Below are 24306 nucleotides of genomic sequence, written 5' to 3'. Positions count from 1 at the left end.
ACATCCTTGCCATTGGCAAGAGCTCGCCAGCAGTGTTCGAATGGACGCCACAGGGGACGGTGCGGGGACGAAAAGGGAACAGTGCTGCACAATCTGGACTTCACGCGCGACCAGGAGTCGGTCTATCGGAGCCTGGTGGCGGTCGGCACGCTCAGCACGGAGGCGCTCGCCCGCTCGTGCGTCCTCGAACTCCCCCGGATCGTCGCCGCTTTGGCCGAGCTCCAGCGTTCTGGCCTGGTGACCTCGCACGAGAGCCCGGACGGCGGACTGTTGTGGGAGCCCGCACCGCCCTCACTCGCCCTCGGCGCACTCCTCGCGGTGCGCCAGGACGAACTGCGCTCGGTGTCGGCCGAGATCGGCAAGCTCGACGCGGCGTACCGCACGGCCGTCGCGCGCCGTGGGGCCGACGACACGGTCGAGACCGTGCACGGCAGGGACAACATCCGCCACCGCTTCCTCCAACTCCAGCGCGGCGCGAAACGCGAGGTCATGAGCCTGAGCAAAGGGCCCGCGGTCGCGGTGCGGCGCGCCGACAACCCCGCGGAGCTGACCGCCATCGAACGGGGTGTCCGTATCCGCGTCGTGGTCGAGCCGAGCGTGGTCGAGGAGGACCTGTCCCTGCTGACCCTGGGCCTGTCGATGGGCGAGGAGGTACGGGTCGCCGCGGAGGTGCCCACCAAGCTTGTCATCGTGGACGGCGAACACGCGCTGCTGCCCCTGCACGCGGAGGCGGACAGCATCGCGGAGCACGCGGTCATCGTGCACGCGTCGGGGCTGGTCTCGGCGCTGTCCGGCCTTTTCGAACAGGTCTGGCAGCGCGCCCGGCCGCTCAGCGGGCACAGCCGGGGCGCCGACGACCGGGCGATCCAGGCCCTCATGCTCGCGGGCCTCACCGACGAGGCGATAGCCCAGCGCGTCGACACCTCGGTCCGCACGGTGCACCGACGCGTCCGGCGCATGATGGACCGCACCGGGGCCGCGACCCGCTTCCAGCTCGGCTGGCACCTGCGCGACGAGGCGAGTGAGGACGGTTAGGGCCGGTCGTCAGGGTGCCGTCGTTGCCCGGACGGCGGCCGGCCTCGCCCGGCGGCCCCCGCGTGGGGGTTCACTGGCGCGCGGCTGACGGTCGGGCGGCAGCCTGGTGGCGCTCGCGGTGGCGGGCCACCGCGTCGTTGTTGGCGCAGCGCACCGAGCAGTAGGTGCGGCGGCCGTTGCGGGAGGTGTCGACGAATGCCAGGCGGCAGTCGCGGCGGGCGCAGCGGCCCAGCCGGTCGGCGGCGGCGGAGCACACGACGTAGGCGAGTCCGGCTGCGGTGACGGCCCGGATGTGGGTGGCGGCGTCGGCGCCGGTGGCGCTGTAGTGCAGGTGGGGGCGGCCGTCGTGCAGGGAGATCCTGGGGCTGCTGGAGGCTTCGGCGAGCAGGGTGTTGACCGTCTGGCACCGCTCTTCGAGGTCCTGCCGCCCGAAGCACGCGGCCAGGCGCCGGCTCCATGTCCAGATCGTCTCGGCCTGCGTGGCGGTGAGCGTGCGGTGCACCACGCCGTGTGCGGCGAGGAGTGGTTCCAGGTGCTCGGGGGGTGGTGGTGCGGTCAGGTTGACCAGGTCCGCGGCCAGCCGGGCGGCCTCGCCGCCGTAATGGTCGAAGTGCATGGGGCCATTACATCACTGGGTGGGTTCGGGCCGATAGGGGTGTCACGCCCGTTAGATGTAATGGTTGAAGTGATTTAGGGCGTGAAGTCATGTTGGGGGCATGACTTCCGCAACCACGGTCCCGCCGTCGGGCGACCGCTGTCCCGTCTGTCACGAGCCCACTCCGGCGGAGACGCGGTGGTGGACGCTGAGCTCCTGTCACCGCACATCCGAGGGTGAGGTCGAATACTGCGTCGGTGGCTGCGGCTGTCTCGTCGTTCTGCTTGACGGCGAGATGGTCAAATGCCTGCGACGCGTCGCCGGTCGGAGGGGCCGGGGCCGTGAGCGGCACTTGCCCCGCCGCCCGGGTGCCGTCGCGGGTGTGTGAGGGTGGCTGCGGCCGAGGCACGTATGCACTGTCGTACATGGGGGGTTGTCGTGAGCCAGGTGCTCTATGGCGAGCGGTCCTGGAATCCGCTGGCGCAGACCGTGGAGTTGACCGAGGAAGGGCTGCGCAGGGGTGGCCGGACCACACCGATGGGTGAGCTGAACCTCGGCGCCATGGCGGAGGCGTACGGGCGTGGGTGCTGGCTGGGCGGCGGCGGGGCCGAGCGCGCGCTCGACCGGCTTCCGGAGGGCCCCGGGGTCGTCCCGCTGACCCGCGTCACCGGCACCGCGGTCCCGGTGAGGGTGCGTCGGGCGGCCGAGTTCGCCGGCACTCTCGGCGAGTTGGCGGTGCGGCTGTGCGGCGGGACCGGGCAGGTGGCCGCGCTGGCGGCGCGGGCCGGGGCCGAGGGCGTACCGCTGTGGATCGCGCGGAGGTTCGCGGACGGGCCCGCCGGGCCGGTCGCCGTCGCCGTGGACCGGCGGCTGGTGCGCGTCGACGTGTGGGGGCCGGACGCTCCCGCCGTCCGCATCCGCGCGCCCCGCGGCTTCCAGGGCGAGGCCCCCGATCCGGCCAAGGGCCTGTGCCTGACGGTCGGCGACACCGTGGCGGAGCTCGCACTCAGGAAGAAGCTGCGCAAGTCCAAGAGCGTGGTCGAGGTGCGGCTTTCCGGGGCGCACTGGGTGCTGCGCCGGGAGAACGCGACGAGCTCGTGGCTGCTGCGAGGCGATCAGCGTGTCGCCCTGCTGGCGCGTCCCCCGCGCCGGCCGGCCCGCACACCCGACACGGTCCTGCGGCCGCTGGCCCCGGTGCGCCACGAGAGCGCGGACCCGCTCGACGCGGTCATGGCGCACCTCTTCGCCGCCGCCTTCGGGATAGGCGACACGACCGGGACCGCGCGGTTCCGGTCGGAGCGGCAGGCCGGGCGCGGGGGTGAGCCGGTCGCCACCGACGGGGCGTGGGACCGCCCCTGGTTCAGCAACCTCGGCAACGGCGGTGACGACAACGAGCCCGGCGGCGGAGACGGCTGGGGCGCGGACGGCGGCGACGGCGGGGACTCCGGTGGCGGCGACGGTGGTGACGGCGGGGGCGGCGACGGTGGCGGGGGCGACTGAGGGATCGCGGCGCATCCGTGGGGCCGTACGGGCGTTGACCGGAAGGGTGCATGCCCGTCTCGCGTGTAGGCGTCTCGCTGTCCCGGTTAACGGATGTGCGGGCACATGGCCAATTTGCGCTACTAGCTGACGAGTAATCAGCCCGAGGGACCTCCCTGCGTGTCCTCTGCGTCGCGGGCATAAAGCTTTGTCATATTTCAGCCGATTTCCCCCTGTTTGTTTCGTCCTATTCATCAGGGAAGGCAGAAATATGGGCAGGTTCAGGTACGGAACCAAGGGGGCGGCCGTCGCGCTGGCCGCTCTGGGTTCGCTCGTGGCCGCCGGAGGCACGGCTCACGCGGAGGCGGGCCAGGACAGCATCAGCATGCTGAAGCAGGAGAAGAGCCAATGGTGCTGGGTCGCCTCCGGGCTGACCATCGCCAAGTTCCAGGGCTTCGGTTCCACGCAGGCGGACTTCTGCAACCGCGCTCAGCCCTACTACGGATGCAACAACCAGCCGGCCACGCTCGACGACATGGCCAGGGGCTGGAACAGCCTCGGCATGACCCACACCGGCTCGGCGCTGAACAGCGCGGCCTCGTTCGACCAGGTGTACACGGACGTCAAGGCGGCCCGGCCGATCGCCGTCCGCATCGGATGGACCTCCGGTGGCGGCCACATGAACGTGGTCTACGGCTTCAACACGTCGAACAACACGATCGCGGTGGCCGACCCGTGGCCGGACACCACTACCTACACGTGGTGGAACTACAACGACTACGTGAGCAACAGCTCGTCCAAGTGGACCCACTCCCGTATCGGTATCTCCCGCTAAGGCAGACGACGACATGCGCAACACCAGCTGCACCTCACCGTCCGGCAGCCGGGCGGCCCGCTCCGCCCGTCCGCTCGTCCTCGTCGCAGCAGCCGCCTCGGCCCTGCTGTCCGTCGCCGGCCCGGCACACGCGGCCCCGGCCAAGGACCCCCTCCCCGCCGACATCCCCGACTACCAGGCCGCTCTCGACGCGGTGCACTCCGCCGACGTGCGCGACACCGTCTGCCGCTTTCTGCGTACTCCGGTGCCCACCGAGGGCGGCACCGATCCGGTGCAGACGATCCCCGAGACGGCCGAGCCCTGCCAGGGCCTGCCGGAGTTCACGATCAAGGACCCCGTGGCGCGGAACGAGATCACCCCGGAGTTCGCCGCCGGCACCGCTCAGCCGCTGCCGACGGAGGCGATCAAGCTGACGCAGCTGGTCTCCACGTTGAGCGCGAGCGTCAACGACCGCACCGCCACCGTCATGCTGGCCCCCAGCCAGGGCGGCGGCTGGCACCTGGCGGGCGTGCGCGACGGCGACAGCGACGCCGTGTACGCCGCCAAGGCGGGTCTGGGCACGCTCGTCTTCACCGAGCCGCAGATCCGAGGCTGGTACCGGCTCAAGCTCACCACCGTCGAGCCGCTCAACGACGAGGCCCGCCAGGGGCTGGGCGGTCAGGACTCGGCATCGCTCAGCGACTACCAGAAGCTGGTGAAGTCCCGCTACGCCGACAAGCTGCCGGGCTCGGAGTACGACACCAAGGGCTACTCCAGCGGCTACAGCCTCCCGAGCACGCGGAGCGACAGCCCCTCCTCCACCCTGCTCGTTGCCGGTGGTTCCGGCGCCGCACTCGCCCTCGCGGGCGGCGGCGCCGCCGTCATCCGCAGGCAGCGGCGTACGAACGGCAGCTGATCCCAGCGCCGTTGGCCCTCGCGCCGGATGCGGACGCGCATCCGGCCGGGACGCGGCTCATCGGCCCTGCGGACCCGCCCCTGCGAACCGGTCCGCCGGCTCCGCCTCCCCCTACGAAGGGCGGATCAGCGCGCCCCGCGGCCGGGAGGCGCGGAGGCGCACGTCATGCCGAGGGGCGCTTGCCGACCAGCTCCTGGTAGAGCGCACGGCGCTCCTCCGCGTTGCCGTCCGTCGCGGCGAGGTCCCGGTCCCACTGCTGCTTGATCTCCTCCAGGTAGCCTCGCCAGCCGCCGGCCGATTTCGCGCCCATGTCCCGCAGGTCGACGTACCGTTCGTTCATGCCGAGGCCGCCGGAGCCGATCTTGTCCCCCTTGTGGCCGTGCAGGATGGATTCGGGGTTCGAGGTGGCCTCGGTGGAACGGAAGTCGTGTTCGTAGCCGACGGGGCTTTCCGCGTGCGGCGCGATGGTCTCGACGCCGATCTGGAGGGACCCGTCCTTCTCCATGGTCGGGCGGTGGTAGACCAGCAGGACGTGGCCGTACGAGCCGTTCGGCAGGACCATCGCGCCGTTCCAGTCCTTGGAGCCGAATCCGCCGCCGGAGATGTCCTGGCCCCACAGCTTCGGCCGGGCGGCACCGATGGCGAGCTTGTTGGTGAGGGACGCCTTGACGCCGCCCTTCTCCTTGAACTTTCCCTGCTTCTCGCCCTTGTTGGGGCCGATCTCGGTGCGGTGGGTGGCGAAGCCCCGCTCGGACACGTGCTCCGCGGGCTCCCCCTTGGTGGCGTCCTGGGTCGCGCCGAGGAAGTGCGGCAGCCAGTAGGCGGGATCGTCCTTCGCGCTCAGCGCGGGGATACGCACGTTGACGCGGCCGCCGTGGGACAGCGCACGGATGACGTCCTGCTCGTGGTCCGCCACGTGCCGGTTCTTCTCCGGGGCGTAGAGCTGAAGTCCGTGACGCAGGATGAGCAGGATCTTGGTGAGCATTTCACGGCCCTGAGCGTCCTTCTCGACGTAGTCGGGCGCCTTCTTCCCGTCCTTGCCCACCGGGGTGCCCTCCGCCGGGACGGAACCGTCGTGCATGCGCTCGGGGGCTATGCCCTCCGGGTGGAGCGTGTCGACGGCGGTGTCGCGGATCTGCTGGTCGCGCTCCGTCTCCAGGTCCTTCCGCTTCTGCGGGTCGGTGCCGGGGGTCTGGGTGAGCATGAACCGGCCGAGGGTGTAGGCCGGGTCCGTGGGTGCGCGGCCGGACAGGTCCGACAGGATGTCGGGACGCTTCCCGATGGCCAGTGTCGCGGTGAGTACGCGCTTGCCGGGGTCCAGTTTCAACCAGTCGTCGAACGGCCCCTTGGCGTACGTCTCGGCCTCTTCGTAGCTGCCGATGCCCACATCCTTCAGCCACTTCGTATTGACCGCGGACAGCTGCCTGATGTCGGCCAGCTCCTCGTCGCTGAACGCCTCCCCCCGCATCACCCGCCGTTCCAGGGTCTTCCGCAGCCGGGCGGGCCCGTCGACCATCCACTGTTCGGGCCACCAGGTGCCGGGCGCGAAGATGTTCGCCTTGGATTTCGTCTGGGTCGTGTGCTGCTCGATCGACTGGCTGAGCCGGGCGATGATCTCCTTGCCCTTCGGGTCCGCCTCCTGCGCCGGTCCGGCTGTCTCGGCGCCCTCCTGCCCGGTGGGTTCCGCGCGCTGGACCGTGGTGGCCCCGCCGACGGAGCGCTGCACGGCCTCACCGTGCCGGCGCCCCTCCTCCTCGTGCCCGCGGCGCATCATCTCCAGCACCACCTGGTTGCCGCTGCTGGCCTGCACCCCCATCAACCCGGTGGGTGCGGCCGTGCGTGCGGTCTTCTCCTGGCCGGCCGGTGCGGCGGAGCGCTTCCTGTCGTGGGATTTCATTGACACCCCTTAGCCGAGACCAGTGCCCCTTGTCGGTCGGGACCGGTGCGTCTTGACCGAGACCGGTGAAGTGAAACGCTAGGTCCCCGGCTTCGGGTCCGGAACCTCCACGGGCCGGTCCGGGGGCCGCGGGCGCTCCGTCGCACCCGGTCCCACCAGTGGCGTTGCATGCTCCGGGCAGCGGCCCCACGAGAAGATCTGCCCGCAGAGGCAGAGCCGCTGCCCCTCCGGACCTGGGCTGTCGGGCTCCGGACGGAGCCGGGTTGTCGGTTCCGGACCGAGCCGGTCCGTCGGTTCGGACGGACTCGGGTTGTCGGTCCCGGACCGAGCCGGGCTGTCCGTTCCGACCCGCTCAGCCCCGTCCCGCAAGCCGGTCCGCGATCTTCGCGATCGGGTCGGTGCCGGTGCGGGGCGAGGTGAGTTCGCGGCGGTCGGCGGCGCGGTAGGCGGCGTACATGCCGTGGACGCCGAGCCAGCGCAGGGGTTCCGGTTCCCAGCGGCGGACCTTGTGGTTGGCCCAGGGCAGGGCGGTCAGTTCGGTGGGGCCGCCCTGGCCGGAGTCCTGCTGGATCAGGTCGCGCAGGGTGCGCGCGGCGAGGTTGGTGGTGGCGACCCCGGAGCCGACGTAGCCGCCCGCCCAGCCCAGGCCCGTGGAGCGGTCCAGGGTGACGGTGGCGCACCAGTCGCGGGGGACGCCGAGCACCCCGGACCAGGCGTGCGCGATGCGGGTGCCCGCGGTGGTGGGGAAGAGGCGGACCAGCAGGTCGCGCAGGGCCTCGACGGTGGCGGGCTGGGTGCGGCCGTCGTTGTCGGTGGCCGAGCCGTAGCGGTACGGGACGCCCCGGCCGCCCAGGGCGATGCGGTCGTCGGCGGTGCGCTGGGCGTACATGTAGGCGTGGGCCATGTCGCCGAGGGTCTCGCGGCCGTTCCAGCCGATGGTGTCCCAGAGGGATTCGGGCAGCGGCTCGGTGACGATCATGGAGGAGTTCATCGGGAGCCAGGTGCGCTTCTGGCCCTTGATGCCCGCCGTGAAGCCCTCGGTGCAGCGCAGGATGTACGGGGCGCGGACCGTGCCGTACGGGGTGACGGCGTGTTTGGGCTTGATCTCGGTGACGGGGGTCGACTCGTGGATCGTGACGCCGAGGCCCTCCACGACGTCCGCGAGGCCCTTGACGAGTTTGGCGGGGTGCAGTCGGGCGCCGTGCGGGGTCCAGGTGGAGCCGATGGCTCCGGTGACCTGGACGCGTTCCGCGGTCTCGCGGGCGCCGTGCAGGGTGCGGTCGGTCTCACCGAAGGCGATCTCCACGGAGTGGAAGTCCTTCAGGCGGGCGAGCTGCGCCGGGGTGCAGGCCACTTCGAGGACGCCGCCCCGGTGGATGTCCGCGTCGATCTTCTCCTCGTCCGCGACGCGGATGACCTCGGCGACGGTGTCGTTCATCGACCTCTGGAGCCGGACGGCCGCTTCGTGGCCGTGCAGCTTGGCGTAGCGGTCGCGGCCGGCGACGCCGTTGTAGAGCCAGCCGCCGTTGCGGCCGGAGGCGCCGTAGCCGCAGAACTTGGCTTCCAGGACGGTGATGTTGAGGAAGGGGACGGCCTTCTTGAGGTAGTACGCCGTCCACAGGCCGGTGTATCCGCCGCCGACGATGCAGATGTCGGCCGTGGCGTCGCCGGGCAGGGGTTCGCGGGGGAGGGGGGTGCCCTGGTCCGCGTACCAGAAGGATATGCCGCCGTTGGCTGTACTGACGGTGCTCATGTTGCCCCTGCTGTCCGGGTGACTTGCGCCGGTGGTGTGGCCGGCCGTGGAGTGCGGTGGTCCGCGTGGCTGGACGTTACTGGGCGGGGCCCGGTTTCGTCTCGTGGTGGCGGCGGGTCAGCGGGTAGCAGGCGAGGCCGATGAGCGCCGCGGTGAAGTGGCCGACGTCGGTGAAGGTGGCGCCGGTGACGAGCGGGACGCCGTAGATGACGAGGACGGCGAAGAGGTACACGTACCGCCAGGGGCGCGGGACGTAGTAGGTGAGGACGGCGACGACCCCGGCGAGGGCGTAACTGACCCCGACGTCCAGGGTGTTCGCGGCGGTCCCGGGCGCGTGGCCGTGCCGGATGGCCCAGGCCAGGACGCCTTCGCTGACGAGGGTGGCCAGGACGTGCGCGGCGGCGACGACGGTGAGCCAGCGCAGCGTGCCCAGACGGCGTTCCGCCGGGGCGTGGAAGACGGTGTAGAGCACGGCGTAGGGGAGCCATTCGCCGCCGTCGATCCAGAACGCGCTGCTGATCAGGACGCGTACGGGGTTCTGGGACAGCTCGTGGATGTTGGTGGAGCGCTGCCGGAGGAAGTCCTCCTCGAAGTCCGGTGACATCTGGTGGACGATGACGGTGGTGACGAAGAGGGCCAGCAGCCAGACGTAGGTGCCGGGGGCGCTGCGGATCCATGAGCCGGCGCCGCGGAGCCACGTGATGGGGGCGGGGCGGGGCCGCGTGGGCGGGGCGGGGTGGCTCGGGGTCATATCCGATTGACGCACGCTCCTAGGATCGGCGGCGTGATTGACATTCCGGATGCGCTGATCGCCACTCAGTCCAAGTACAACGGTGCGGCCGGGCGGGCGTTCCTGGCCGCGCTGCCGGGGCTGGCGGCGGAGTTCCTGGAGCGGTGGGGGCTGCGCCGGGACGGCGAGGCGCTGTACGGGGTGTGCGCGCTGGTGCTGCCGGTGGTGCGGGTGGCGGACGGGCGTCCGGCCGCGCTGAAGTTGCAGGCGGTGGACGCGGAGACGGCGGGGGAGCCGCTCGCGCTGCGGGCGTGGGGCGAGGCGTCGGCGGGTGCGGTGGAGCTGCTGGACCACGATCCGGCGACGGGGACGATGCTGCTGGAGCGGCTGGACGGGCGTCGTTCCCTGTCCGGGACGGCGGATGTACGGGAGGCGGTGCGGATCATCGCGGAGCTGCTGGCGGGGCTGACGGCGGTGCGGGCTCCGGTGGGGAGCGGTCTGCGGGGCCTTGCCGAGGTGTCGGCGCGGATGCTGGCGGCGGCGCCGGGCGCGGTGGGGCTGCTGGCGGACTCGGCGGAGCGGCGGCTGCTGGCGGACTGCGCGGCGGCGGTGCGGGAGGTCGCGGGGGAGCCGGGGGACCGGTTGCTGCACTGGGATCTGCACTTCGGCAACGTGCTGGCCGGGTACCGGGGCGGACCGGCGGGGGAGGGGGACGGGCGTGGTGCGCGTGACGGCTCCGCGGGGGCGGCGGAGACGCGGTGGGTGGCGATCGATCCGAAGCCGCTGGCGGGCGATCCGGGGTTCGAGCTGTTTCCGGCTCTGGTCAACGAGTTCGACGCGGAGGCGGTGGGGTGGCGGTTCGATCTGATGACGGAGGTGCTCGGTCTCGACCGGGCGCGGTCCCGTGCGTGGACGCTGGGGCGGGTGCTGCAGAACGCGTGCTGGGGCGCGGAGGACGGTGCGCGGCGGCTGGAGCCGGAGCAGGCCGAGATCGCGCGGCGGCTGCTGGGCCGGTAGCGGCGGGCGGCGCGGCACTGTTTACGCTGCCCCCATGATCCGTACCGCTACCGCCGCCGATGTCCCCGCCATTCACGCGATGGTCCGTGAGCTGGCCGACTACGAGAAGGCGCTGCACGAGGCGAACGCTACTGAGGAGCAGTTGCGCGAGGCGCTGTTCGGTGAGCGGCCCGCCGCGTTCGCGCACATCGCGGAGTCGGACGAGGACGGTGAGGTAGTGGGCTTCGCGCTGTGGTTCCTGAACTTCTCCACCTGGCGCGGTGTGCACGGCATCTATCTGGAGGACCTGTACGTGCGCCCGGAGCGGCGGGGCGGCGGACACGGCAGGGCGTTGCTGGGTGAGCTGGCGCGGATCTGTGTGGAGCGCGGCTACGAGCGGCTGGAGTGGTCGGTGCTCAACTGGAACGCTCCGTCGATCGCGTTCTACGAGTCGCTGGGCGCGCGGCCGCAGGACGAGTGGACGGTGTACCGGCTGACGGACGGGGCGCTGGCGGAGCTGGGCGGGCGGTAGCGCCTCCCGTCCGGGCCGGGTTCGCCGGGCGGGGCTCTGGGGGCTGTCCTTCGGATCAGGGGATGAGGACGACCTTGCCGGTGGTGCCGCGGGTTTCCAGGGCACGGTGGGCGGCGGCCGCTTCGGCGAGCGGGTAGCGCTGGACGGCGGGGCGCAGACGGCCGGCCGCGGCCTCGGCGAGGGCACGCGTCTCCAGGGCGCGCAGGCCGCCGCCGCGTTGGATCATCGCGGGGCCGAGGACGCTCTGCGAGGTGATGGCGCGGGCGGCGAGTTCGTCCTCGGTGAAGGTGAGTGGCCGGCCGTCGTCGAGGCCTTGGCCGGACCAGCCGTAGACGACGTGCTGTCCGCCCTTGCCGAGGAGGTCGACGGCGGCGCGTGCGGTGGTACCGCCGACGGAGTCGTAGACGACGGTGGCGCGGCGGCCGAGGGCGTCCAGGTGGGTGCGGACCTGGCGGGGCCAGTCGGGGAGGGTGTAGTCGACGGCGAGGTCGGCGCCGTTGGCGCGGACGAGGCCCGTTTTGGCGGGTCCTCCGGCGAGGCCGATGACGGTGGCTCCGGCGTTCTTGGCGTACTGGACGAGCAGGGTGCCGATGCCGCCGGCCGCGGCGGTGACCAGGACGGTCGACTCGGGTCCGAGCGGGGTGAATCCGAGGATGCCGAGGGTGGTGCGGCCGGTGCCGATCATCGCGACGGCCTCGGCGTCGTCGAGGCCGTCGGGTACGGGGTGGAGCTTGTCGGCCTCGGTGACGGTGAGTTCGGCGTAGCCGCCGGGGACGTTGCCGATGTGGGCGACGACGTGCCGGCCGAGCCAGCCGGGGTCGGTGCCCTCGCCGAGCGATTCGACGGTGCCGGCTATTTCGCGGCCGGGGACGGTGGGCAGCGGGGTGGGGGCGGGATAGGGGCCGGTCATCCCCTGGCGCAGGGCGGTGTCGAGCAGGTGTACGCCGGCGGCGCGGACGGCGATCCGGACCTGGCCGGGCCCCGGGGCGGGGTCCTCGACGCGCTCGTAGACGAGGTTCTCGGCGGGGCCGAAGGCGTGGAGGCGGACGGCGTGCATGGTGGGCTCCCCGGGGTGTCGGTGTCGGTGCCGGTGAGCCCACTCTTCGGCCTCAAGCGCGCTTGAGGTCAAGCCTTGAGGTCAAGCGGTGTCCGAGCGGTCGAGGTGGCGGGTCGCGGGGCGGTGTTCGGTGGCCCGGAGGGCGAGGAGGGCCGCTTCGATGCCGCTGTTGAAGGAGACCTCGCTGAGCAGGCCGGGCGCTGCGACCTGGTCGCCCGCGAGGAAGATTCCGTTGCCCCGGTCGATGGCGGGGCGGTCGCGCCAGGTGGTGCCCGGGTGGTCGACGGCTCCGGTGCGGCCGGTGGCGAGGGCGTCGCGCCGCCACACGGTGCGCTCGCGCCAGCCCGGGTAGCCGAGGTCGAGCAGTTCTTCGGCGCGGGCGGTTCCGGTGGACCTGGACTCGTCGGGGCCGATGGGGAACTGGCCCTGGAGGAGTTGTTCACCGGCCGGGGCGAGGGTGCCGTCCTGTGCGGTGAACCGTTCGATCCAGCCGGGGGCGTCGAGGTCGGACACGGCGAACGCGTCGCCGCGGCGGGTGCGCAGGGTGAGGTCGATGAGGGCGGTGCGGCCGGAGGCCCAGGCGAGGGTGGGGTCGCGGAGGAGGGTGCGGGCGGCGTCGAGGGAGGTGGCGACGACGACCGGGCCGGTGCGGGCGAGGGAGTCGAGGGCGGCGGTGTCGATGCGGGTCGCCGTCTCGATGCGGACGCTGAGGTTCCAGGCGCGGGACGCCATCCGGTCGATGATCTGCGCCCAGCCGCCGATCGGGTAGCGGGCTTCCGGCGGCAGCGCGCCGGCCCGGTGCAGCCGTTCCTGGACGAACGCGGCGGAGAGGCTGCCGGGGTCGTGGTGGAAGAGCGCGACGGCCGCGTAGTGGGCGGCGATACGGGCGCCCTCCTCGCCCACCTGCGCGGTGGCCCAGGTACGGAAGTCGATGTCGGCCGGGACCCGTGCGGCGCTGCGGCGGCTGAGCCGGAGGAGGGCGAGGGGCGGGGTGCGGCGCAGGGTGGAGCGGTGGCGGAAGCGGAGCCGGGTGGCTTCGAGGGGAGGGACGGCGGTGGTGGGGCCGAGGAGGTCGCGCCGGTCGAGCCAGGTCCAGTGGGGGCCGCGGCGGTAGAGGGCGTGCGGTCCCTCGTTGGTGCGGTACGGGCCCTCCTCCGCGGTCCTGGCGCGTCCGCCGAGGGTGTGGTGGGCCTCGTGGACGGTCACCGGGGCGCCGGACTCGGCCGCGGTGATGGCTGCGGTGAATCCGGCGAGACCCCCGCCGATGATGTGGATGCGCTGCATGGTCCCCGTCTCCTTCGCTGGAGGTGCCTTCGCGTACATGACGGGTGGCGGGGGCCCGGGTGTGACATCGGCGGGCGGGGCGTTGTCAGTGGGGTGCGTCACGATGGGGGGATGGTGCGCAGCAGCGGTAGTGGTCAGGGGAGCGGCAGGGGCCGGGGCGGCAAGGACGGGGTCGCGGAGGCGCGGCGCCCTGAGGTGCGGCTGCCGCCGCTCGAACCGTTCGGCGGTGGGGGGCTTGAGCCGGACGGGGATTACGACGGGGTGCGCTTCGAGTCCGTGGATCTGGCGGACGAGTCGGGTCCGGGCGCCCGGTTCATGGACTGCGCGCTGGAGAACTGCGCGCTGGACCGTACGGAGCTGGTCAGGGCCCGGTTCATCGATTCGGTGCTGACGGGCGTACGGGGGGTGGGCACGGATCTCGCCGGGGCGTCGCTGCGTGACGTGGAGATCGTGGACGCGCGCCTGGGCGGGGTGCAGCTGCACGGCGCGGTGCTGGAGCGGGTGCTGGTGCGGGGCGGGAAGATCGACTACCTGAATCTGCGGAAGGCCCGGCTGAAGGACGTGGTCTTCGAGGGCTGTGTGCTCTCCGAGCCGGATTTCGGGGGCGCGCAGCTGGACCGGGTGGAGTTCCGGGACTGCGTGCTGAAGCGGGCCGATTTCAGCGCGGCGCGGATGGAGTCGGTGGATCTGCGGACGGTCGCGGAGCTGGACATCGCGCGTGGGGTGGAGCGGCTGGCGGGCGCGGTGATCAGCCCTTCGCAGCTGATGGAGCTGGCTCCGGCGTTCGCGGCGCAGATCGGGGTGCGGGTGGAGGCGTGAGCACGCGCTGAGGCCGGAAGGGGCCCGGTCAGAGGCGGGGGAAGCGGGCCTGGAGGTCCCAGACCACCGGGTTGTCCGCGAGGCCCTCGTGCATGTCGGAGAGGTCCGCGATCAGGTCGTGCAGAAAGTCGCGGGCCTCACGGCGCAGCAGGGCGTGGTTGAAGGTGAGCGGTGCCTCCTCCGCGGGCATCCAGTCGGCCTCGACGTCGACCCAGCCGAAGCGGCGCTCGAAGAGCATCCGGTCGGACGACTCGGTGAAGTCGAGTTCCGCGAACTGGCGGCGGTGCGAGCGGTTGCCGCGGGGGTCGCGGTCGAGCTGTTCGACGATGTCGCACAGGGCCCAGGCGAAGTCGAGCACCGGCACCCATCCCCAGCCTGTGGATACCTCGCGGTCCTCCTTGGTGTCCGCGAGGTAGACGTCCCCGGAGAACAGATCGTGGCGCAGGGCGTGGACGTCCGCCCGGCGGTAGTCGGTCTGCGGGGGGTCGGGGAAGCGCCGGGAGAGGGAGTAGCCGATATCGAGCACGGTTCGATGGTGTCATGCCCGGCGTGTCGCTCCTGCCGGTCCGTGGGCGCGGGTGGACACAGCTCTTGACCGTCCAAGGCGGAACGACGTCCGCTACCGCTTCGTGCGCGACATGTCCGACCTGGACTGAAGGGAACCGGAGCACGCGCAGGACGCCCAGTACCTTGGTGTGACTTCGCGATCCTGTGGGGGACCCTGGTCGGGAACGGGTGCGGTCACCACGTGATCACCGGGGTCGCGCGGACTCCTTCCGCCTGATCAGGCCGGCAACGCGATCACAGGACGAGCATGAGTTTGCCGCCGGGGCGGCGGGATCGGCTGAGCTCGGCCGCTTCCTGGACCCGGTCGAGGGCGTAGGTGCGGGCGACCGGTACGACCAGGATGCCTTCGCCGGCGAGCCTGGCGAACTCATTCATCTGGTCGTAGCGGATCTCGGTGGTGATCCGGACGCCCAGTTCGGCTGCGGCGGCGAAGTCCGAGACGGTCAGGACACGGTCGGGGTTCCCGGTCAGCTCGATCAAGGTCGGCAGCGAGCCGCCAGCCGGACTGGGCCGGTCGGCGTGGTCGATCCGACCCCCGGTCGGCGTGGCGTCCAGGGCACGGTCCACGGGGCCTGGGGTCAGTGCGCTGACGCGTTCGGCCATGCCCTCGCCGTAGGCGGTCACCTGGGCGCCGATCTCTTCCAGGGCGGTGGCCCGGGTCGGCCCGGCTGTGGCGATCACCCGAATACCCCGGTGCAGCGCGAAGCGCACCGCCGCCTCACCCACGGTGGTGCCCGCGCCGTGGACGAGCAGCAGCTCACCCGGCTGGACGCCGAGGTCGTCGAGCGCGCGCCACGCCGTCTCGGCCGCCATCGGCAGCGCGGCGGCCTGCTCGGCGGTCACGCCCTCGGGTATGTGTGCCCAGGCCGGCATCAGCGCGTACTCGGCGGCGCCGGCCGTCGGGCCGTCGAAGGTGGCCGGGCCGAACACGCGGTCGCCGATCTGGACGCCGGTGACGCCCTCGCCGAGCGCGTCGACGGTGCCCGCGACCTCAAGGCCGAGCCCGCGCGGCAGCGGCGGCAGGTGGTCGGCGAGGAGACCGTCGACGACGTGCCAGTCGGCCGGTGTCAGGCCGCAGGCCCGCACGGCGATCCGGATCTGGCCGGGTCCCGGCTCCGGCTCTGGGACGTCGCGGAGCACGATCACGTCCGGGGAGCCGAACCGGTCGAACTGCAGAGCCTTCATGACGATCTCCTAGCTGATAACAGCATCTGTTGTCATTGACCGTACCAGCTGATGACAGCTTCTGTTGTCGTACTCTGGTGGGTATGCCACGATGGGAATCCGATGCACAGGGCCGGCTCGAACGCGCGGCGCTCGAACTGTTCGAGACGCAGGGGTTCGAGCGCACCTCGGTCGCGCAGATCGCAGGCGCCGCCGGTCTGAAGGAGCGCTCCTTCTATCGCTACTTCCCCGACAAGCGGGAAGTCCTCTTCGCCGGCAACGAACTTGAGGCCCACCTGGTCGCCCAGGTCGAGGCGGCCGATCCGGGTCTCACCCCGATCGAGGCGCTGCTGACCGCGCTGGGAACCGCCGAGGAGATCTTCCGCCCACGCGAGTTCCTGCTGCGCCGGGGAAGAGTGATCGCCGCCAACCCGGCGCTGGCCGAGCGCGATCTGATCAAGCTCGCCGACATCGCCGACGCGCTGGCGCCGGCGCTTGAGCGCCGCGGCGTCGAGCCCGGCAAAGCACGCTTCATCATCGACGTGGTGCTGGCGATCCACCGGCGCGCCATGCCCCGCTGGCTCGCCGAGCCGGACACCACCCTCGCCAAGCTCATGGCCCAGGCCGCCGCCGAGCTGTGCGAAGTGGTCGCGCCGCCGGCTCCGACGGTCCGCTGAGTCGGCCGCAGAAGAGGAGCAGCGCCCACCGGGCCGACCGCGGCCCACTCCAGCGGGGTCGGCCGGCGTGTTTAGCGCGCTTTGCATATGAGGAACAGGCTCAGAGAACTGCGGTCTGGGCAGGGGCTCTCGCGGGCGCAGTTGGAGACGGCGCTCGGGATCTCGCGCCAGACCGTCAACGCCATCGAAAACGAGCGGTACGCCGCTCGCCCTGGTGCTGTTGAGTCGCCGGGGCGAGACCTGTCGGGGGCTCACTGAGGGATACCTGTCGGGGACTCACTGAGGAGACCGGCGAGCGAATGGCCCGGACGGGTCTGTCGGCCTGGGCGGTGACCGACGGGGTACTCGCGCTGGCGAATCCCGGCGGTCTGGTGAGTGAACTGGCGGGCGGCGGAAGCGGATCGCCGGTCTTCTGGCCCGTCGGCCTTGGCGTCGTTTCCTGCGTGGAATCCGTGAGGGTGCTGCGCCGGCGGATGTGAGCACCAGGCCGGTGCGGCGCGATCCGTCGGTCACCCCCCTAACCGCAGCTCACGCTCGGGGCTCAAGCGTCGAGTTCCGAGCGCTCTTTCAGCGGAATGGGTGGAGGTACTGAATGCCCACCCACCCTCCCTGCCTTGAGGGTTGACTTTTCGCGATCGACTTGCCACGGAGGGTAGCCGCGCTCTAGCGTCAGCAGGACCAAAGCGGCCCCCGTCGGTGCAGAAACACCTAACGAGGGCCTGACCACTTCGATCGTACGGAGCGATCTGATGGCTGCCAGCCAGCTTAGTGCCGCCCCCTCCTCTGTGCCCGTCCCTGTTCCCACGCTTGATCACCCGATGGCCAGTCCCGGGTACGGCAAGCGTTCCGCGCCCGGCCAGCGCCCGCGCACCGATCACGATTTCGTGCACCTGCTGCCCCGTGACGCCGCTGTCGCCGCGTATATCGACGGGCTGTGCGACGGTGCCGACATCTCCGTGAAGACCCTCGCCAAGGTGCTCCCGTACGGCCAGTGCGCCCTGCGCACCACGCTGAACCGGCTCCAGGAAGCGGGCCACCTGCGCCGGGGCAGCGAATGCATCGCGACGGAGGAAGCACTGCTCTGGGTCACCCGGACGTTCTTCTCCCGCACCTCGCGCGGGGACGAGTGGTGGAACGCGTTCGTCCGGGGCGACGTACCGCAACAGCAGGCTCCCCAACGCCCCACCCGTTCACGGGCGTTCATCCTGCTCGCCGCCCTCGGCCGCCACACCCCCACGCTCACCCTCTCGCACAGGGACTGCGTGACGCTCGAACCCCAGGTCACCGAATGGTTCGAACGCGGCGCCACCGAACCGGAAGTCCTGCACGCCCTCACCGAAGGCTTGCCCCCACGCATCCACCACGCCGCCTCCCTCCTCCGCCGACGCCTCCTGGACAAACTCCCACCCGTACGCGAAGCCTCACCCACCCCCCGAGTCGTCCTGCGCACCCTCGAATGCCGCGAATGCCGCGCCCCCGGCAACGCGACAGCCATGCCCGGCGGACTCTGCGGAAACTGCCGAGGCAACGCCCCACAAACCCCCACAACCCCCAACGGCCCTGCGGGCGCCGTACCCGACCACGGCGTACGCGCCAGGATGAGCGCCGTACGCGCCGGACTGGTACCCCGCGCCGAGCGCGGACACCGGTGATGCTGCACGCTCTGCGGCCGAATCACGCCTCCAGGGCGTCTTCCCAGGTGTGCCGCTCGACGTGGTCGGCGAACAGGCAGCAGCCCTCACCGTCGTGCTCTGGGGCGGCCACCGGGCAGTCCGGCAGCACGAGAAGTTCCGTCTCGTCCGCCCCGTGCCAGCGGAGCCACAGCGCGGTTCCGTACGTGCCGGCGTCGATGAGGAGACCGAAGTGCTCGCCCTCGTGCGCGGACAACTGACACTGCACCGCTCTGTCGACGTACGTGGCGGCCGACTTCTCCAGCGCCTCCCGTGCCAGGTCGAGGGGCACCCGGAGCCAGTGCGCGCACCGCATCACGACTTCACCCGAGAGGAGGGTCCAAGGCGCGGGGACTGGTCCGTGCAGCGCGGGCACGTGCATGGCGTGAAGCGACCGGGGTTGTCGAGGGCCATCGGACTCTCGTCTTCCTGTACCTCTGTCACCTGGCCCCAAATCCGTCCGGAGTCGCGGGAGACCCGGAGGGCCATGAGGGCCCTCGGTGAAGAGCCCAGGCCCCGCGTCCGCGCCTCACCGTCCGGCTCGCGCGCCAGAGCCTCGTCTCTCGTCGTCATGACCGAACTCCTTTGTGAATCCCGCTGCTCGTCTGGGGCAACATCCAGGAAAGCGCGCGAAGTCGGAGGTCTCCACGGCATCTATGCGGCAGTCTTGACGCAGATCCGTGGACGGGCGCTGAAGGCCCCGAAACCGCAGGAAGGGGGCGCGATGGGATTGGCGGAACGACGCAGGACCCTGGGCTACAGCCAGGAGACGTTGGCCGAGTTACTCGGTGTGGACCGCACTACTGTCGGACGCTGGGAAAGCGGCAAAGCCGCTCCTCAGCCGCCCCAGCGAAGGTCCTTGGCCACCGCCCTCGAAGTCAGCCTCCAAGAGCTGGACGCTCTCCTGGCACCAGCACGAGCCGCAGACCGGACGGCCGCAGGGCCCCAGTTCAGTGACCCCCCGAGCGCGGGAGACCCCGACGAAATGATCCGCCGCGAATTCCTCCGCATACTGACGGTCAGCGGGGTTTTTGCCACCCTGCCGGTCGAGGAGGCCGAGGCCCTCACCGAGGGCGTCCGCCGGGGGGTGCCCGCCGACTTCGCACGCATGAACAGCCACCTCTGGCAGGTTTACCAACTGGCCCGCTCCAAGGGTTCCGTGTACCCCGTCATCCGTGACCAGCTGACGACACTCAACGAGGCATTGGCGGGCCATCGTGGAAGCGCGCGCCCTCTTCTGAACGCGGCCTCCGACCTCTTCCAGCTGGCCGGAGAGGTCGCGTTCGACCGCAATCGGTACTCCGACGCAGCGGCGTCGTACTCGCTCGCGGCATCGATCAGCAAGGATGCCGAGGCGTACGACCTTTGGGCATGCGCGCTCGTTCGCCACGCTTACGTGGACATGTCCGAGCAGTGCTACCGCCAGGCGGCGCAGCTGCTCGACGCGGCCGAGCGACTGGCCGGCCGGGGGGACAACAACCTCTCGACTCGGTATTGGGTCGCTTCCGTCCAAGCCGAGGCACACGCCGGCCTCGGCGACCTGGACGCGTGCGAGCGTGCGATGGATCAGGCGGAGACTGTCCGCGACCTCCCCGCGGGCAGCGTCAACGGTGGATGGCTTCGGTTCGATGGTGCGCGGCTGGCCGAGGAACGGGGGGCGCGCTACGTACAGCTCGGCCGTCTCGACCTGGCGGAGAACGCCTTGAAGGATGCCTTGGAGCAGACAGCCCTGGCATCCGGGCAGTCGTACCGGCGACGCGGAGCAGTGCTCACCGACCTGGCCGCCATCGGCGCGAAGCGGCGGGACGTCGAGCAAGTCGTGGCGTACGGCAGGGAAGCCGTCGGCCTGGCCCGAGCATCCGCGTCCGGGTACGTCGCCCGTAGACTCCGAGCCCTGTGCGACGAGTTCGGTCCCTTGAGCCGTGACCACCGCGTGGCGGAGCTGGGGGCGGAGATCGCCATGCTGAGCACGCCGTGACGAGAGGGGTAGGCATGCCGCAGACCGAAGGTGCGCGACTGTTCCGGGAAACCTGGATCGCGGGGGTGCACCAGCACTTTCCCGGGGAGCCGAAGGCCGGCTACGTCATCCCGTGGGAAGACACCCCGCAGTGGGAGCGCGAGGCCGCAGGCTCGGTCTACGACCAGGTCCGGCTGTTCGTCGAGGTCAGCGGTGGCCACACGTCGAGGTTGTCCCGCGAGCAGAAGAGCCGGTTCGTCGCGACGTGCTGGACGGCACAGATGTTCAAGCGCTTCGAGGAGCCGAAGCCGGGCTACGTAGCGGACTGGCCCGACCTGCCGTCCTGGCAGCAGGAGACGGACGCCGACATCTTCGAGGCCATCGAGAAGGCTCTGAGCTAACCACACCGGAACGTTCCTGGGTGAACAGTGGATTGGGCCGTCAGGGCGGGTACGGCGGGCTGAGGGTCTTCCCCTTCGCTCCCACGAGATCGGCGCGTTCCAGACCGCACACAAGCGCCTGATCCGATGGGCTGCCGACGGCACCTGGCGGCGGACCCTCGCTGCAGTCCTCGCCCAGGCGGACGCTGCTGACGAGGCGGGGTGGGCCGTGTCGGTGGACTCCACTGTCTGCCGGGCTCACCCGCACGCGGCCGGGGCAGGAGCATTCGACGCGGTATCCACGCTGTCATCCCCCAGCCGTCCGACCGGATCGGCCACCGTCTGCGGCGAGGCAGTGCCGGCGGCCGACCGCCGTCCTTCGACGCGAAGAAGTACAAGCAGCGCCGAAGGGACCAGTCCCAACGTGCTCCACGACGTTGAACGCCATGCGCATGGGGAGGGTGTCCTCAGCCGGACAGGCCCTAATCCCGTGCGACGGGCAGGAGCGCCCAGGCATTCTGGAGGTCGAGGTCGAAAGGCGCCAGCTCCAGCTCGGGCGGGAAGATCGGCTTCGACGAGATGACCATCATCAGATCTTGATCTGGAACACGGATGAAGAAGGGTGTCGGGAACGGCTTCTGCGGAGCCGGCTCGATCTTCCACTCACGGGTCGGGAAGTCGCTCACCGGCCCCAGGACCACCCTCTCGCCCTTCTCCGGCTCCTTGTAGCTCAGGGAACGAGAGGGGAAGAGGCGGGCGGGGATCTGGATGGCGGCGAGGCCGCCCTCGCGGACCTCCACCCTGAACTCTTGATCTCTTTCCGGCGCGGCCCCCGGAGCCGTGACGGTCACGCCATTTTCCCCGGCTGTGAGGACCCGCGCCTCGGGGACCAGTTCGCCGGGCCAGCTGACGATGCGATAGACGCCGGATTTCATGCTTTCCAAGGTGACTCCTTCGCCTGGTGACTGCCGCGACCCGCGACCGACTCCGGTCGACAGCCTCCCGCGGCAACAAGTGGGCCGGACCAAAGGTCGGCCGGACCACCGGGCAACGCTGCAGAAGCTCTGAAGGAGCGGTACGAGACGGCAAACCACCCGAACGCGGGAAAACCCTGGGGGCCCGCATGCCCTCAGCCCTCAAGGCAGCAGCCGTTGCTCCTTGGCCACGGCGACCGCCCCGGCGCGGGTGTCGACGCCGAGCTTGTCGTAGATGCGGCCCAGGTGGGTCTTGACCGTGGCCTCGCTGATGAACAGGGCGCGGGCGATGTCGCGGTTGCCCAGACCCCGGGAGAGCTGGCCGAGGATGTCGCGTTCGCGGTCTGTGAGGGTGGGCAGCGGCTTGCGCATGCGGGCCATGACGCGGCTGGCGACGGGCGGGGATAGCGTGGTGCGGCCCTGGGCGGCCGAGCGGATCGCGGCGAAGAGCTCCTCCGGGCGTTCGGCCTTCAGCAGGTAGCCGGTGGCACCGGCCTCGATGGCGCGGGTGATGTCGGCGTCCGTGTCGTACGTGGTGAGGACCAGGACGTGGGCGCCTTCCGTGCCGGCCACGATCCGGCGGGTCGCCTCGACGCCGTCGATGCCCTCGCCCAGCTGGAGGTCCATCAGGACGACGTCGGGGGCGAGCCTGGCAGCCAGGGCGACGGCCTCCTCGCCGCTGCCGGCCTCGCCCGCCACCTCGATGTCGGGTTCGCTGCCCAGGAGGGCGAGGAGCCCGGCGCGTACGACGGCGTGGTCGTCGCAGAGCAGGATGCGGACGGGCGCGGGGACGGGCGGGTGCGCGGCGGTCATGCGGGGTCCCGGTTCGGTGGGGTGGGGGCGGCGGTCATGCGGGGTCCCGGTCTGGTGGGGTGGGGGCGGTCGTCATGCGGGGTCCTGGGGGGTGAGGGCGGCGGACGGTCCGTCGGTGAGGGGGACGGCGGCGGTCACCACGGTGCCCTCGCCGGGGGCGGATTCGATGGTGAGGCTGCCGCCGAGCTGACGCAGCCGGGCGCGCATCGCGGGCAGCCCGTGCCCGCGCACCCCGCCCGGCTCCCCGGTGTGTGCGGCGGGCGTGAAGCCGTGGCCGTTGTCCGCGATGTCGAGGACGACCCGGTCGTCGAGGTGGGTGAGGGTCAGCGCGGCCTCGGTGGCGCCCGCGTGCTCGGTCACGTTGGCCAGGGCGCCCTGGGCGATCCGCAGCAGCGCGGACTGCACCCGGTCGGGCAGCGCGTGGGCGGGTGCGCCCTCGACGTGGCAGCGGACGGTCGGCCGGCCCTGCGCCTGCGCGGTCTCGCGGGCGGCGAGCGCGTGCAGCGCCGCGTCCAGGCCGCCGCCCTCCGCCAGGTCCGCCGGGGCCAGGTCGTGGACGAAGCGGCGGGCCTCGGCGAGGTTGCGCTCCGCGATACCGGTGGCGGTACGGATGTGGCGGCGGGCGGTCGCCGGGTCGGTGTCCCAGGTGCGGTCCGCGGCCTGGAGCAGCATCTGCTGACTGGACAGGCCCTGGGCCAGGGTGTCGTGGATCTCCATGGAGAGCCGCTGGCGCTCCGCGAGGGTGCCCTCGCGCCGTTCGGTGGCGGCCAGCTCGCGGCGGGTGCGGAGCAGGTCGTCGATCAGCTCGTTCTGCGTTGCGGCCTGGCGCCGCATGTGGACGAAGACGGCGGTCGCGACGGCGGCGACGGCGGGCGGGGCGAGGATCAGGTTCGGGTCGAAACCGTCGGCCAGCCGCAGTTGCGCGGCGACGACGAACAGGGTGAGGAGCGCGACCAGGGCGAGCGCGGCGCGCGGCGGCAGGATGCGCAGCCCGGTGTAGAACAGCGGCACCGCGCACCACGCGAAGCTCGGCGCGAGGACGACCAGCACCATCCACACGGCGACCAGCGCCCCCAGCCAGAGCAGGCTGCGCGGTGTCGGGCGGGAACCGAGCACCGGCCCGATCACGTACAGGGCGGCCAAGGCGACGGACAGCCCGATGATCCACGGGGTGCGGGCCTCGCCGGGGTGGCGCAGCAGGAACCGGGTCAGCGAGGCGCCCAGGAGCAGGAAGAACGCGGCGTGCATCAGCAGGGAGAGACCGCGAGTGCCGGGGGTGCCCCGCTCATGTACGGAGCTGCCGGGGGCGCCCCGCTCATGCGTGGAGAGCCTGCGGGTGCCGGGGGCGCCGGTCTGCCCGGCGACGCGTACCGGCCGGCTTCGCCGCTCCACCCCGTACCCCCTTCTGTGAACCGTTCCCGTTCCACGGAACCGCTGCTGACCTGCGCGGACATTCCATCGTCACCCTGATCGGCCGCCGCCGCATCAACCGATCGGCCGATGGGGCCGTCAGCCGTACCGCGCCCGGTGTCCAGCCGGTACGCCGACCGTACGGCCACGGGTCCGGCCGGAGCATTGATCTCAGAACGCAGGAAAGACCCACGGCCACCCACGGCCACTCCGGAGGAGCCCACCATGAAGAAGATGTCGCTGCGCACCCGTGTACTGACCGGCGCCGTCGCCGCCGCCGCTCTCGGGGCCGGCACCCTCGGTGCCGTGTCCGCGAACGCCTCGGCCCCGGCCGCCGCACCCGCCGCCGCCGTCAAGGCCGACACCGCGAACCGGAACCTCCAGCAGTCCACGCACCTGACCGTGGACGCCGCGTCGAAGGCCGCGCAGGCGGCCCTGGACGCGGCGGAGAAGGAGCACCAGAAGGTCGCCGTCTCCGTCGTCGACCGCAACGGCAACACCATCGTCACCCTGCGCGGCGACGGCGCGGGCCCGCAGGCGTACGAGTCCGCCGAGAAGAAGGCGTACACCGCCGTGTCCTGGAACGCGCCCACCTCCGAGCTGGCCAAGCGGCTGGCCCAGACGCCGAACCTCAAGGACATCCCTGGCACCCTGTTCCTCGCGGGCGGCGCCCCGGTGCAGGTCAAGGGTGCCCCGGTCGCGGGCATCGGAGTGGCGGGGGCGCCCAGCGGCGACCTCGACGAGAAGTTCGCCCAGGCCGGCGCCGCCGCGCTGGCCAAGTAGTCAC

General features: G+C 71.6%; 26 protein-coding genes and 1 pseudogene. 15 read left to right on the top strand and 12 right to left on the bottom strand.

The annotated features are described in order from the left end of the window. Positions 1 to 81: 81 nt before the first annotated feature. Positions 82 to 1035, top strand: coding sequence for a TrmB family transcriptional regulator (locus ACIP89_RS28910; RefSeq protein WP_402117505.1), 954 nt, complete (start codon positions 82 to 84; stop codon positions 1033 to 1035). Between the two features lie 70 nt (positions 1036 to 1105). On the opposite strand, the gene ACIP89_RS28905 is transcribed toward ACIP89_RS28910, so the two are convergent. Then, on the bottom strand, positions 1106 to 1651 hold the full coding sequence (locus ACIP89_RS28905) for a CGNR zinc finger domain-containing protein (RefSeq protein ID WP_401932455.1): 546 nt from the start codon (positions 1649 to 1651) through the stop codon (positions 1106 to 1108). Positions 1652 to 2068: 417 nt separating this feature from the next. Here ACIP89_RS28905 and ACIP89_RS28900 point away from each other — a divergent pair, with 417 nt between their 5' ends. The 3 genes from ACIP89_RS28900 to ACIP89_RS28890 all read left to right on the top strand — a co-directional run bounded on the left by ACIP89_RS28900 (position 2069) and on the right by ACIP89_RS28890 (position 4839). Further along, positions 2069 to 3130, top strand: a complete 1062-nt coding sequence (locus ACIP89_RS28900; protein ID WP_402117503.1) for a hypothetical protein — start codon at positions 2069 to 2071, stop codon at positions 3128 to 3130. A 250-nt stretch (positions 3131 to 3380) separates the two neighbouring features. Beyond that, on the top strand, positions 3381 to 3944 hold the full coding sequence (locus ACIP89_RS28895; protein WP_401922680.1) for a papain-like cysteine protease family protein: 564 nt from the start codon (positions 3381 to 3383) through the stop codon (positions 3942 to 3944). Positions 3945 to 3957: 13 nt separating this feature from the next. Continuing rightward, positions 3958 to 4839, top strand: a complete 882-nt coding sequence (locus tag ACIP89_RS28890; RefSeq protein WP_402117501.1) for a hypothetical protein — start codon at positions 3958 to 3960, stop codon at positions 4837 to 4839. 163 nt (positions 4840 to 5002) lie between these two features. Here the strand turns inward: ACIP89_RS28890 and ACIP89_RS28885 are convergent, their stop codons facing one another. The 3 genes from ACIP89_RS28885 to ACIP89_RS28875 form a co-directional block, all read right to left on the bottom strand. Then, positions 5003 to 6736: a PE-PGRS family protein gene (locus ACIP89_RS28885; RefSeq protein ID WP_402117499.1), complete on the bottom strand. Its 1734-nt coding sequence runs from the start codon at positions 6734 to 6736 to the stop codon at positions 5003 to 5005. Between the two features lie 352 nt (positions 6737 to 7088). After that, positions 7089 to 8489, bottom strand: coding sequence for an NAD(P)/FAD-dependent oxidoreductase (locus ACIP89_RS28880; protein ID WP_402117498.1), 1401 nt, complete (start codon positions 8487 to 8489; stop codon positions 7089 to 7091). A gap of 76 nt (positions 8490 to 8565) precedes the next feature. Continuing rightward, a complete protein-coding gene (locus tag ACIP89_RS28875) occupies positions 8566 to 9240 on the bottom strand; it encodes a rhomboid-like protein (RefSeq protein ID WP_402117599.1) in 675 nt (224 codons plus the stop codon). 33 nt (positions 9241 to 9273) lie between these two features. Between ACIP89_RS28875 and ACIP89_RS28870 the strand changes: the two genes are divergently transcribed. Together ACIP89_RS28870 and ACIP89_RS28865 are read left to right on the top strand one after the other, a co-directional pair. Next, positions 9274 to 10236 (top strand): aminoglycoside phosphotransferase family protein, encoded by a 963-nt coding sequence (locus ACIP89_RS28870; RefSeq protein ID WP_402117497.1) that lies wholly within the window; start codon positions 9274 to 9276, stop codon positions 10234 to 10236. 34 nt (positions 10237 to 10270) lie between these two features. Beyond that, the gene (locus ACIP89_RS28865; RefSeq protein ID WP_401932441.1) at positions 10271 to 10747 is read left to right on the top strand and encodes a GNAT family N-acetyltransferase; all 477 of its coding nucleotides are present in this window, start codon (positions 10271 to 10273) and stop codon (positions 10745 to 10747) included. A gap of 55 nt (positions 10748 to 10802) precedes the next feature. Here the strand turns inward: ACIP89_RS28865 and ACIP89_RS28860 are convergent, their stop codons facing one another. Beyond that, the gene (locus ACIP89_RS28860; RefSeq protein WP_402117496.1) at positions 10803 to 11804 is read right to left on the bottom strand and encodes a zinc-binding dehydrogenase; all 1002 of its coding nucleotides are present in this window, start codon (positions 11802 to 11804) and stop codon (positions 10803 to 10805) included. Positions 11805 to 11885: 81 nt separating this feature from the next. Next, positions 11886 to 13088 (bottom strand): NAD(P)-binding protein, encoded by a 1203-nt coding sequence (locus ACIP89_RS28855; protein WP_402117495.1) that lies wholly within the window; start codon positions 13086 to 13088, stop codon positions 11886 to 11888. 111 nt (positions 13089 to 13199) lie between these two features. Between ACIP89_RS28855 and ACIP89_RS28850 the strand changes: the two genes are divergently transcribed. Further along, positions 13200 to 13907 (top strand): pentapeptide repeat-containing protein, encoded by a 708-nt coding sequence (locus ACIP89_RS28850; RefSeq protein ID WP_402117494.1) that lies wholly within the window; start codon positions 13200 to 13202, stop codon positions 13905 to 13907. 28 nt (positions 13908 to 13935) lie between these two features. Here the strand turns inward: ACIP89_RS28850 and ACIP89_RS28845 are convergent, their stop codons facing one another. Both ACIP89_RS28845 and ACIP89_RS28840 read right to left on the bottom strand, forming a co-directional pair. Then, complete coding sequence (locus tag ACIP89_RS28845) at positions 13936 to 14433, bottom strand: hypothetical protein (RefSeq protein WP_073733003.1); 498 nt, start codon at positions 14431 to 14433, stop codon at positions 13936 to 13938. A gap of 275 nt (positions 14434 to 14708) precedes the next feature. Then, positions 14709 to 15659: an NADP-dependent oxidoreductase gene (locus tag ACIP89_RS28840; protein WP_402117493.1), complete on the bottom strand. Its 951-nt coding sequence runs from the start codon at positions 15657 to 15659 to the stop codon at positions 14709 to 14711. 83 nt (positions 15660 to 15742) lie between these two features. Between ACIP89_RS28840 and ACIP89_RS28835 the strand changes: the two genes are divergently transcribed. The 4 genes from ACIP89_RS28835 (at position 15743) to ACIP89_RS28820 (ending at position 17967) form a co-directional block, all read left to right on the top strand. Then, entirely contained in the window at positions 15743 to 16315 is a 573-nt protein-coding gene (locus ACIP89_RS28835; RefSeq protein ID WP_402117491.1) for a TetR/AcrR family transcriptional regulator, read from the top strand. Positions 16316 to 16402: 87 nt separating this feature from the next. Further along, positions 16403 to 16573 (top strand): helix-turn-helix transcriptional regulator, encoded by a 171-nt coding sequence (locus tag ACIP89_RS28830; protein ID WP_402117489.1) that lies wholly within the window; start codon positions 16403 to 16405, stop codon positions 16571 to 16573. A 41-nt stretch (positions 16574 to 16614) separates the two neighbouring features. Next, the gene (locus tag ACIP89_RS28825) at positions 16615 to 16794 is read left to right on the top strand and encodes a hypothetical protein (RefSeq protein ID WP_402117488.1); all 180 of its coding nucleotides are present in this window, start codon (positions 16615 to 16617) and stop codon (positions 16792 to 16794) included. Between the two features lie 339 nt (positions 16795 to 17133). Further along, positions 17134 to 17967: a hypothetical protein gene (locus tag ACIP89_RS28820; RefSeq protein ID WP_402117486.1), complete on the top strand. Its 834-nt coding sequence runs from the start codon at positions 17134 to 17136 to the stop codon at positions 17965 to 17967. 22 nt (positions 17968 to 17989) lie between these two features. Here ACIP89_RS28820 and ACIP89_RS28815 read toward each other — a convergent pair whose 3' ends face one another. Continuing rightward, positions 17990 to 18301, bottom strand: a complete 312-nt coding sequence (locus ACIP89_RS28815) for a hypothetical protein (protein WP_402117485.1) — start codon at positions 18299 to 18301, stop codon at positions 17990 to 17992. A 408-nt stretch (positions 18302 to 18709) separates the two neighbouring features. On the opposite strand from ACIP89_RS28815, the gene ACIP89_RS28810 reads away from it, so the two are divergent. The 3 genes and pseudogenes from ACIP89_RS28810 to ACIP89_RS28800 form a co-directional block, all read left to right on the top strand. Then, a complete protein-coding gene (locus tag ACIP89_RS28810; RefSeq protein ID WP_402117597.1) occupies positions 18710 to 19963 on the top strand; it encodes a helix-turn-helix transcriptional regulator in 1254 nt (417 codons plus the stop codon). 14 nt (positions 19964 to 19977) lie between these two features. Then, a complete protein-coding gene (locus ACIP89_RS28805) occupies positions 19978 to 20343 on the top strand; it encodes a hypothetical protein (protein WP_401932418.1) in 366 nt (121 codons plus the stop codon). Between the two features lie 82 nt (positions 20344 to 20425). Further along, a pseudogene (locus tag ACIP89_RS28800) lies at positions 20426 to 20727 on the top strand (hypothetical protein); the annotation flags it as partial. 77 nt (positions 20728 to 20804) lie between these two features. On the opposite strand, the gene ACIP89_RS28795 reads toward ACIP89_RS28800, so the two are convergent. From ACIP89_RS28795 to ACIP89_RS28785, 3 genes are all read right to left on the bottom strand, one after another. After that, positions 20805 to 21266, bottom strand: a complete 462-nt coding sequence (locus ACIP89_RS28795; protein ID WP_402117484.1) for a hypothetical protein — start codon at positions 21264 to 21266, stop codon at positions 20805 to 20807. Between the two features lie 192 nt (positions 21267 to 21458). After that, positions 21459 to 22109 carry a response regulator gene (locus tag ACIP89_RS28790; protein ID WP_401932413.1) on the bottom strand — a complete coding sequence of 217 codons (651 nt, stop codon included), beginning with the start codon at positions 22107 to 22109 and terminating at the stop codon, positions 21459 to 21461. Between the two features lie 72 nt (positions 22110 to 22181). Further along, the gene (locus ACIP89_RS28785) at positions 22182 to 23501 is read right to left on the bottom strand and encodes a sensor histidine kinase (RefSeq protein ID WP_402117483.1); all 1320 of its coding nucleotides are present in this window, start codon (positions 23499 to 23501) and stop codon (positions 22182 to 22184) included. A 243-nt stretch (positions 23502 to 23744) separates the two neighbouring features. On the opposite strand from ACIP89_RS28785, the gene ACIP89_RS28780 reads away from it, so the two are divergent. Then, positions 23745 to 24302: a heme-binding protein gene (locus ACIP89_RS28780; protein ID WP_401932407.1), complete on the top strand. Its 558-nt coding sequence runs from the start codon at positions 23745 to 23747 to the stop codon at positions 24300 to 24302. Positions 24303 to 24306: the final 4 nt, after the last annotated feature.

Source organism: Streptomyces sp. NPDC088730 (genome assembly GCF_044751215.1).
Lineage (GTDB): Bacteria > Actinomycetota > Actinomycetes > Streptomycetales > Streptomycetaceae > Streptomyces.
The sequence above is the reverse complement of the archived record's forward strand: the minus strand, read 5'-3'. Positions and strand labels throughout refer to the sequence as shown.

Coding starts and splice junctions, on each gene's coding strand:
- ACIP89_RS28905 (WP_401932455.1), bottom strand. CDS start 1,651: ATGCACTTCGACCATTACGGCGGCGAGGCCGCCCGGCTGGCCGCGGAC.
- ACIP89_RS28895 (WP_401922680.1), top strand. CDS start 3,381: ATGGGCAGGTTCAGGTACGGAACCAAGGGGGCGGCCGTCGCGCTGGCC.
- ACIP89_RS28890 (WP_402117501.1), top strand. CDS start 3,958: ATGCGCAACACCAGCTGCACCTCACCGTCCGGCAGCCGGGCGGCCCGC.
- ACIP89_RS28885 (WP_402117499.1), bottom strand. CDS start 6,736: ATGAAATCCCACGACAGGAAGCGCTCCGCCGCACCGGCCGGCCAGGAG.
- ACIP89_RS28880 (WP_402117498.1), bottom strand. CDS start 8,489: ATGAGCACCGTCAGTACAGCCAACGGCGGCATATCCTTCTGGTACGCG.
- ACIP89_RS28875 (WP_402117599.1), bottom strand. CDS start 9,240: ATGACCCCGAGCCACCCCGCCCCGCCCACGCGGCCCCGCCCCGCCCCC.
- ACIP89_RS28865 (WP_401932441.1), top strand. CDS start 10,271: ATGATCCGTACCGCTACCGCCGCCGATGTCCCCGCCATTCACGCGATG.
- ACIP89_RS28860 (WP_402117496.1), bottom strand. CDS start 11,804: ATGCACGCCGTCCGCCTCCACGCCTTCGGCCCCGCCGAGAACCTCGTC.
- ACIP89_RS28855 (WP_402117495.1), bottom strand. CDS start 13,088: ATGCAGCGCATCCACATCATCGGCGGGGGTCTCGCCGGATTCACCGCA.
- ACIP89_RS28850 (WP_402117494.1), top strand. CDS start 13,200: ATGGTGCGCAGCAGCGGTAGTGGTCAGGGGAGCGGCAGGGGCCGGGGC.
- ACIP89_RS28840 (WP_402117493.1), bottom strand. CDS start 15,659: ATGAAGGCTCTGCAGTTCGACCGGTTCGGCTCCCCGGACGTGATCGTG.
- ACIP89_RS28835 (WP_402117491.1), top strand. CDS start 15,743: ATGCCACGATGGGAATCCGATGCACAGGGCCGGCTCGAACGCGCGGCG.
- ACIP89_RS28830 (WP_402117489.1), top strand. CDS start 16,403: ATGAGGAACAGGCTCAGAGAACTGCGGTCTGGGCAGGGGCTCTCGCGG.
- ACIP89_RS28825 (WP_402117488.1), top strand. CDS start 16,615: ATGGCCCGGACGGGTCTGTCGGCCTGGGCGGTGACCGACGGGGTACTC.
- ACIP89_RS28820 (WP_402117486.1), top strand. CDS start 17,134: ATGGCCAGTCCCGGGTACGGCAAGCGTTCCGCGCCCGGCCAGCGCCCG.
- ACIP89_RS28815 (WP_402117485.1), bottom strand. CDS start 18,301: ATGCGGTGCGCGCACTGGCTCCGGGTGCCCCTCGACCTGGCACGGGAG.
- ACIP89_RS28810 (WP_402117597.1), top strand. CDS start 18,710: ATGGGATTGGCGGAACGACGCAGGACCCTGGGCTACAGCCAGGAGACG.
- ACIP89_RS28805 (WP_401932418.1), top strand. CDS start 19,978: ATGCCGCAGACCGAAGGTGCGCGACTGTTCCGGGAAACCTGGATCGCG.
- ACIP89_RS28790 (WP_401932413.1), bottom strand. CDS start 22,109: ATGACCGCCGCGCACCCGCCCGTCCCCGCGCCCGTCCGCATCCTGCTC.
- ACIP89_RS28780 (WP_401932407.1), top strand. CDS start 23,745: ATGAAGAAGATGTCGCTGCGCACCCGTGTACTGACCGGCGCCGTCGCC.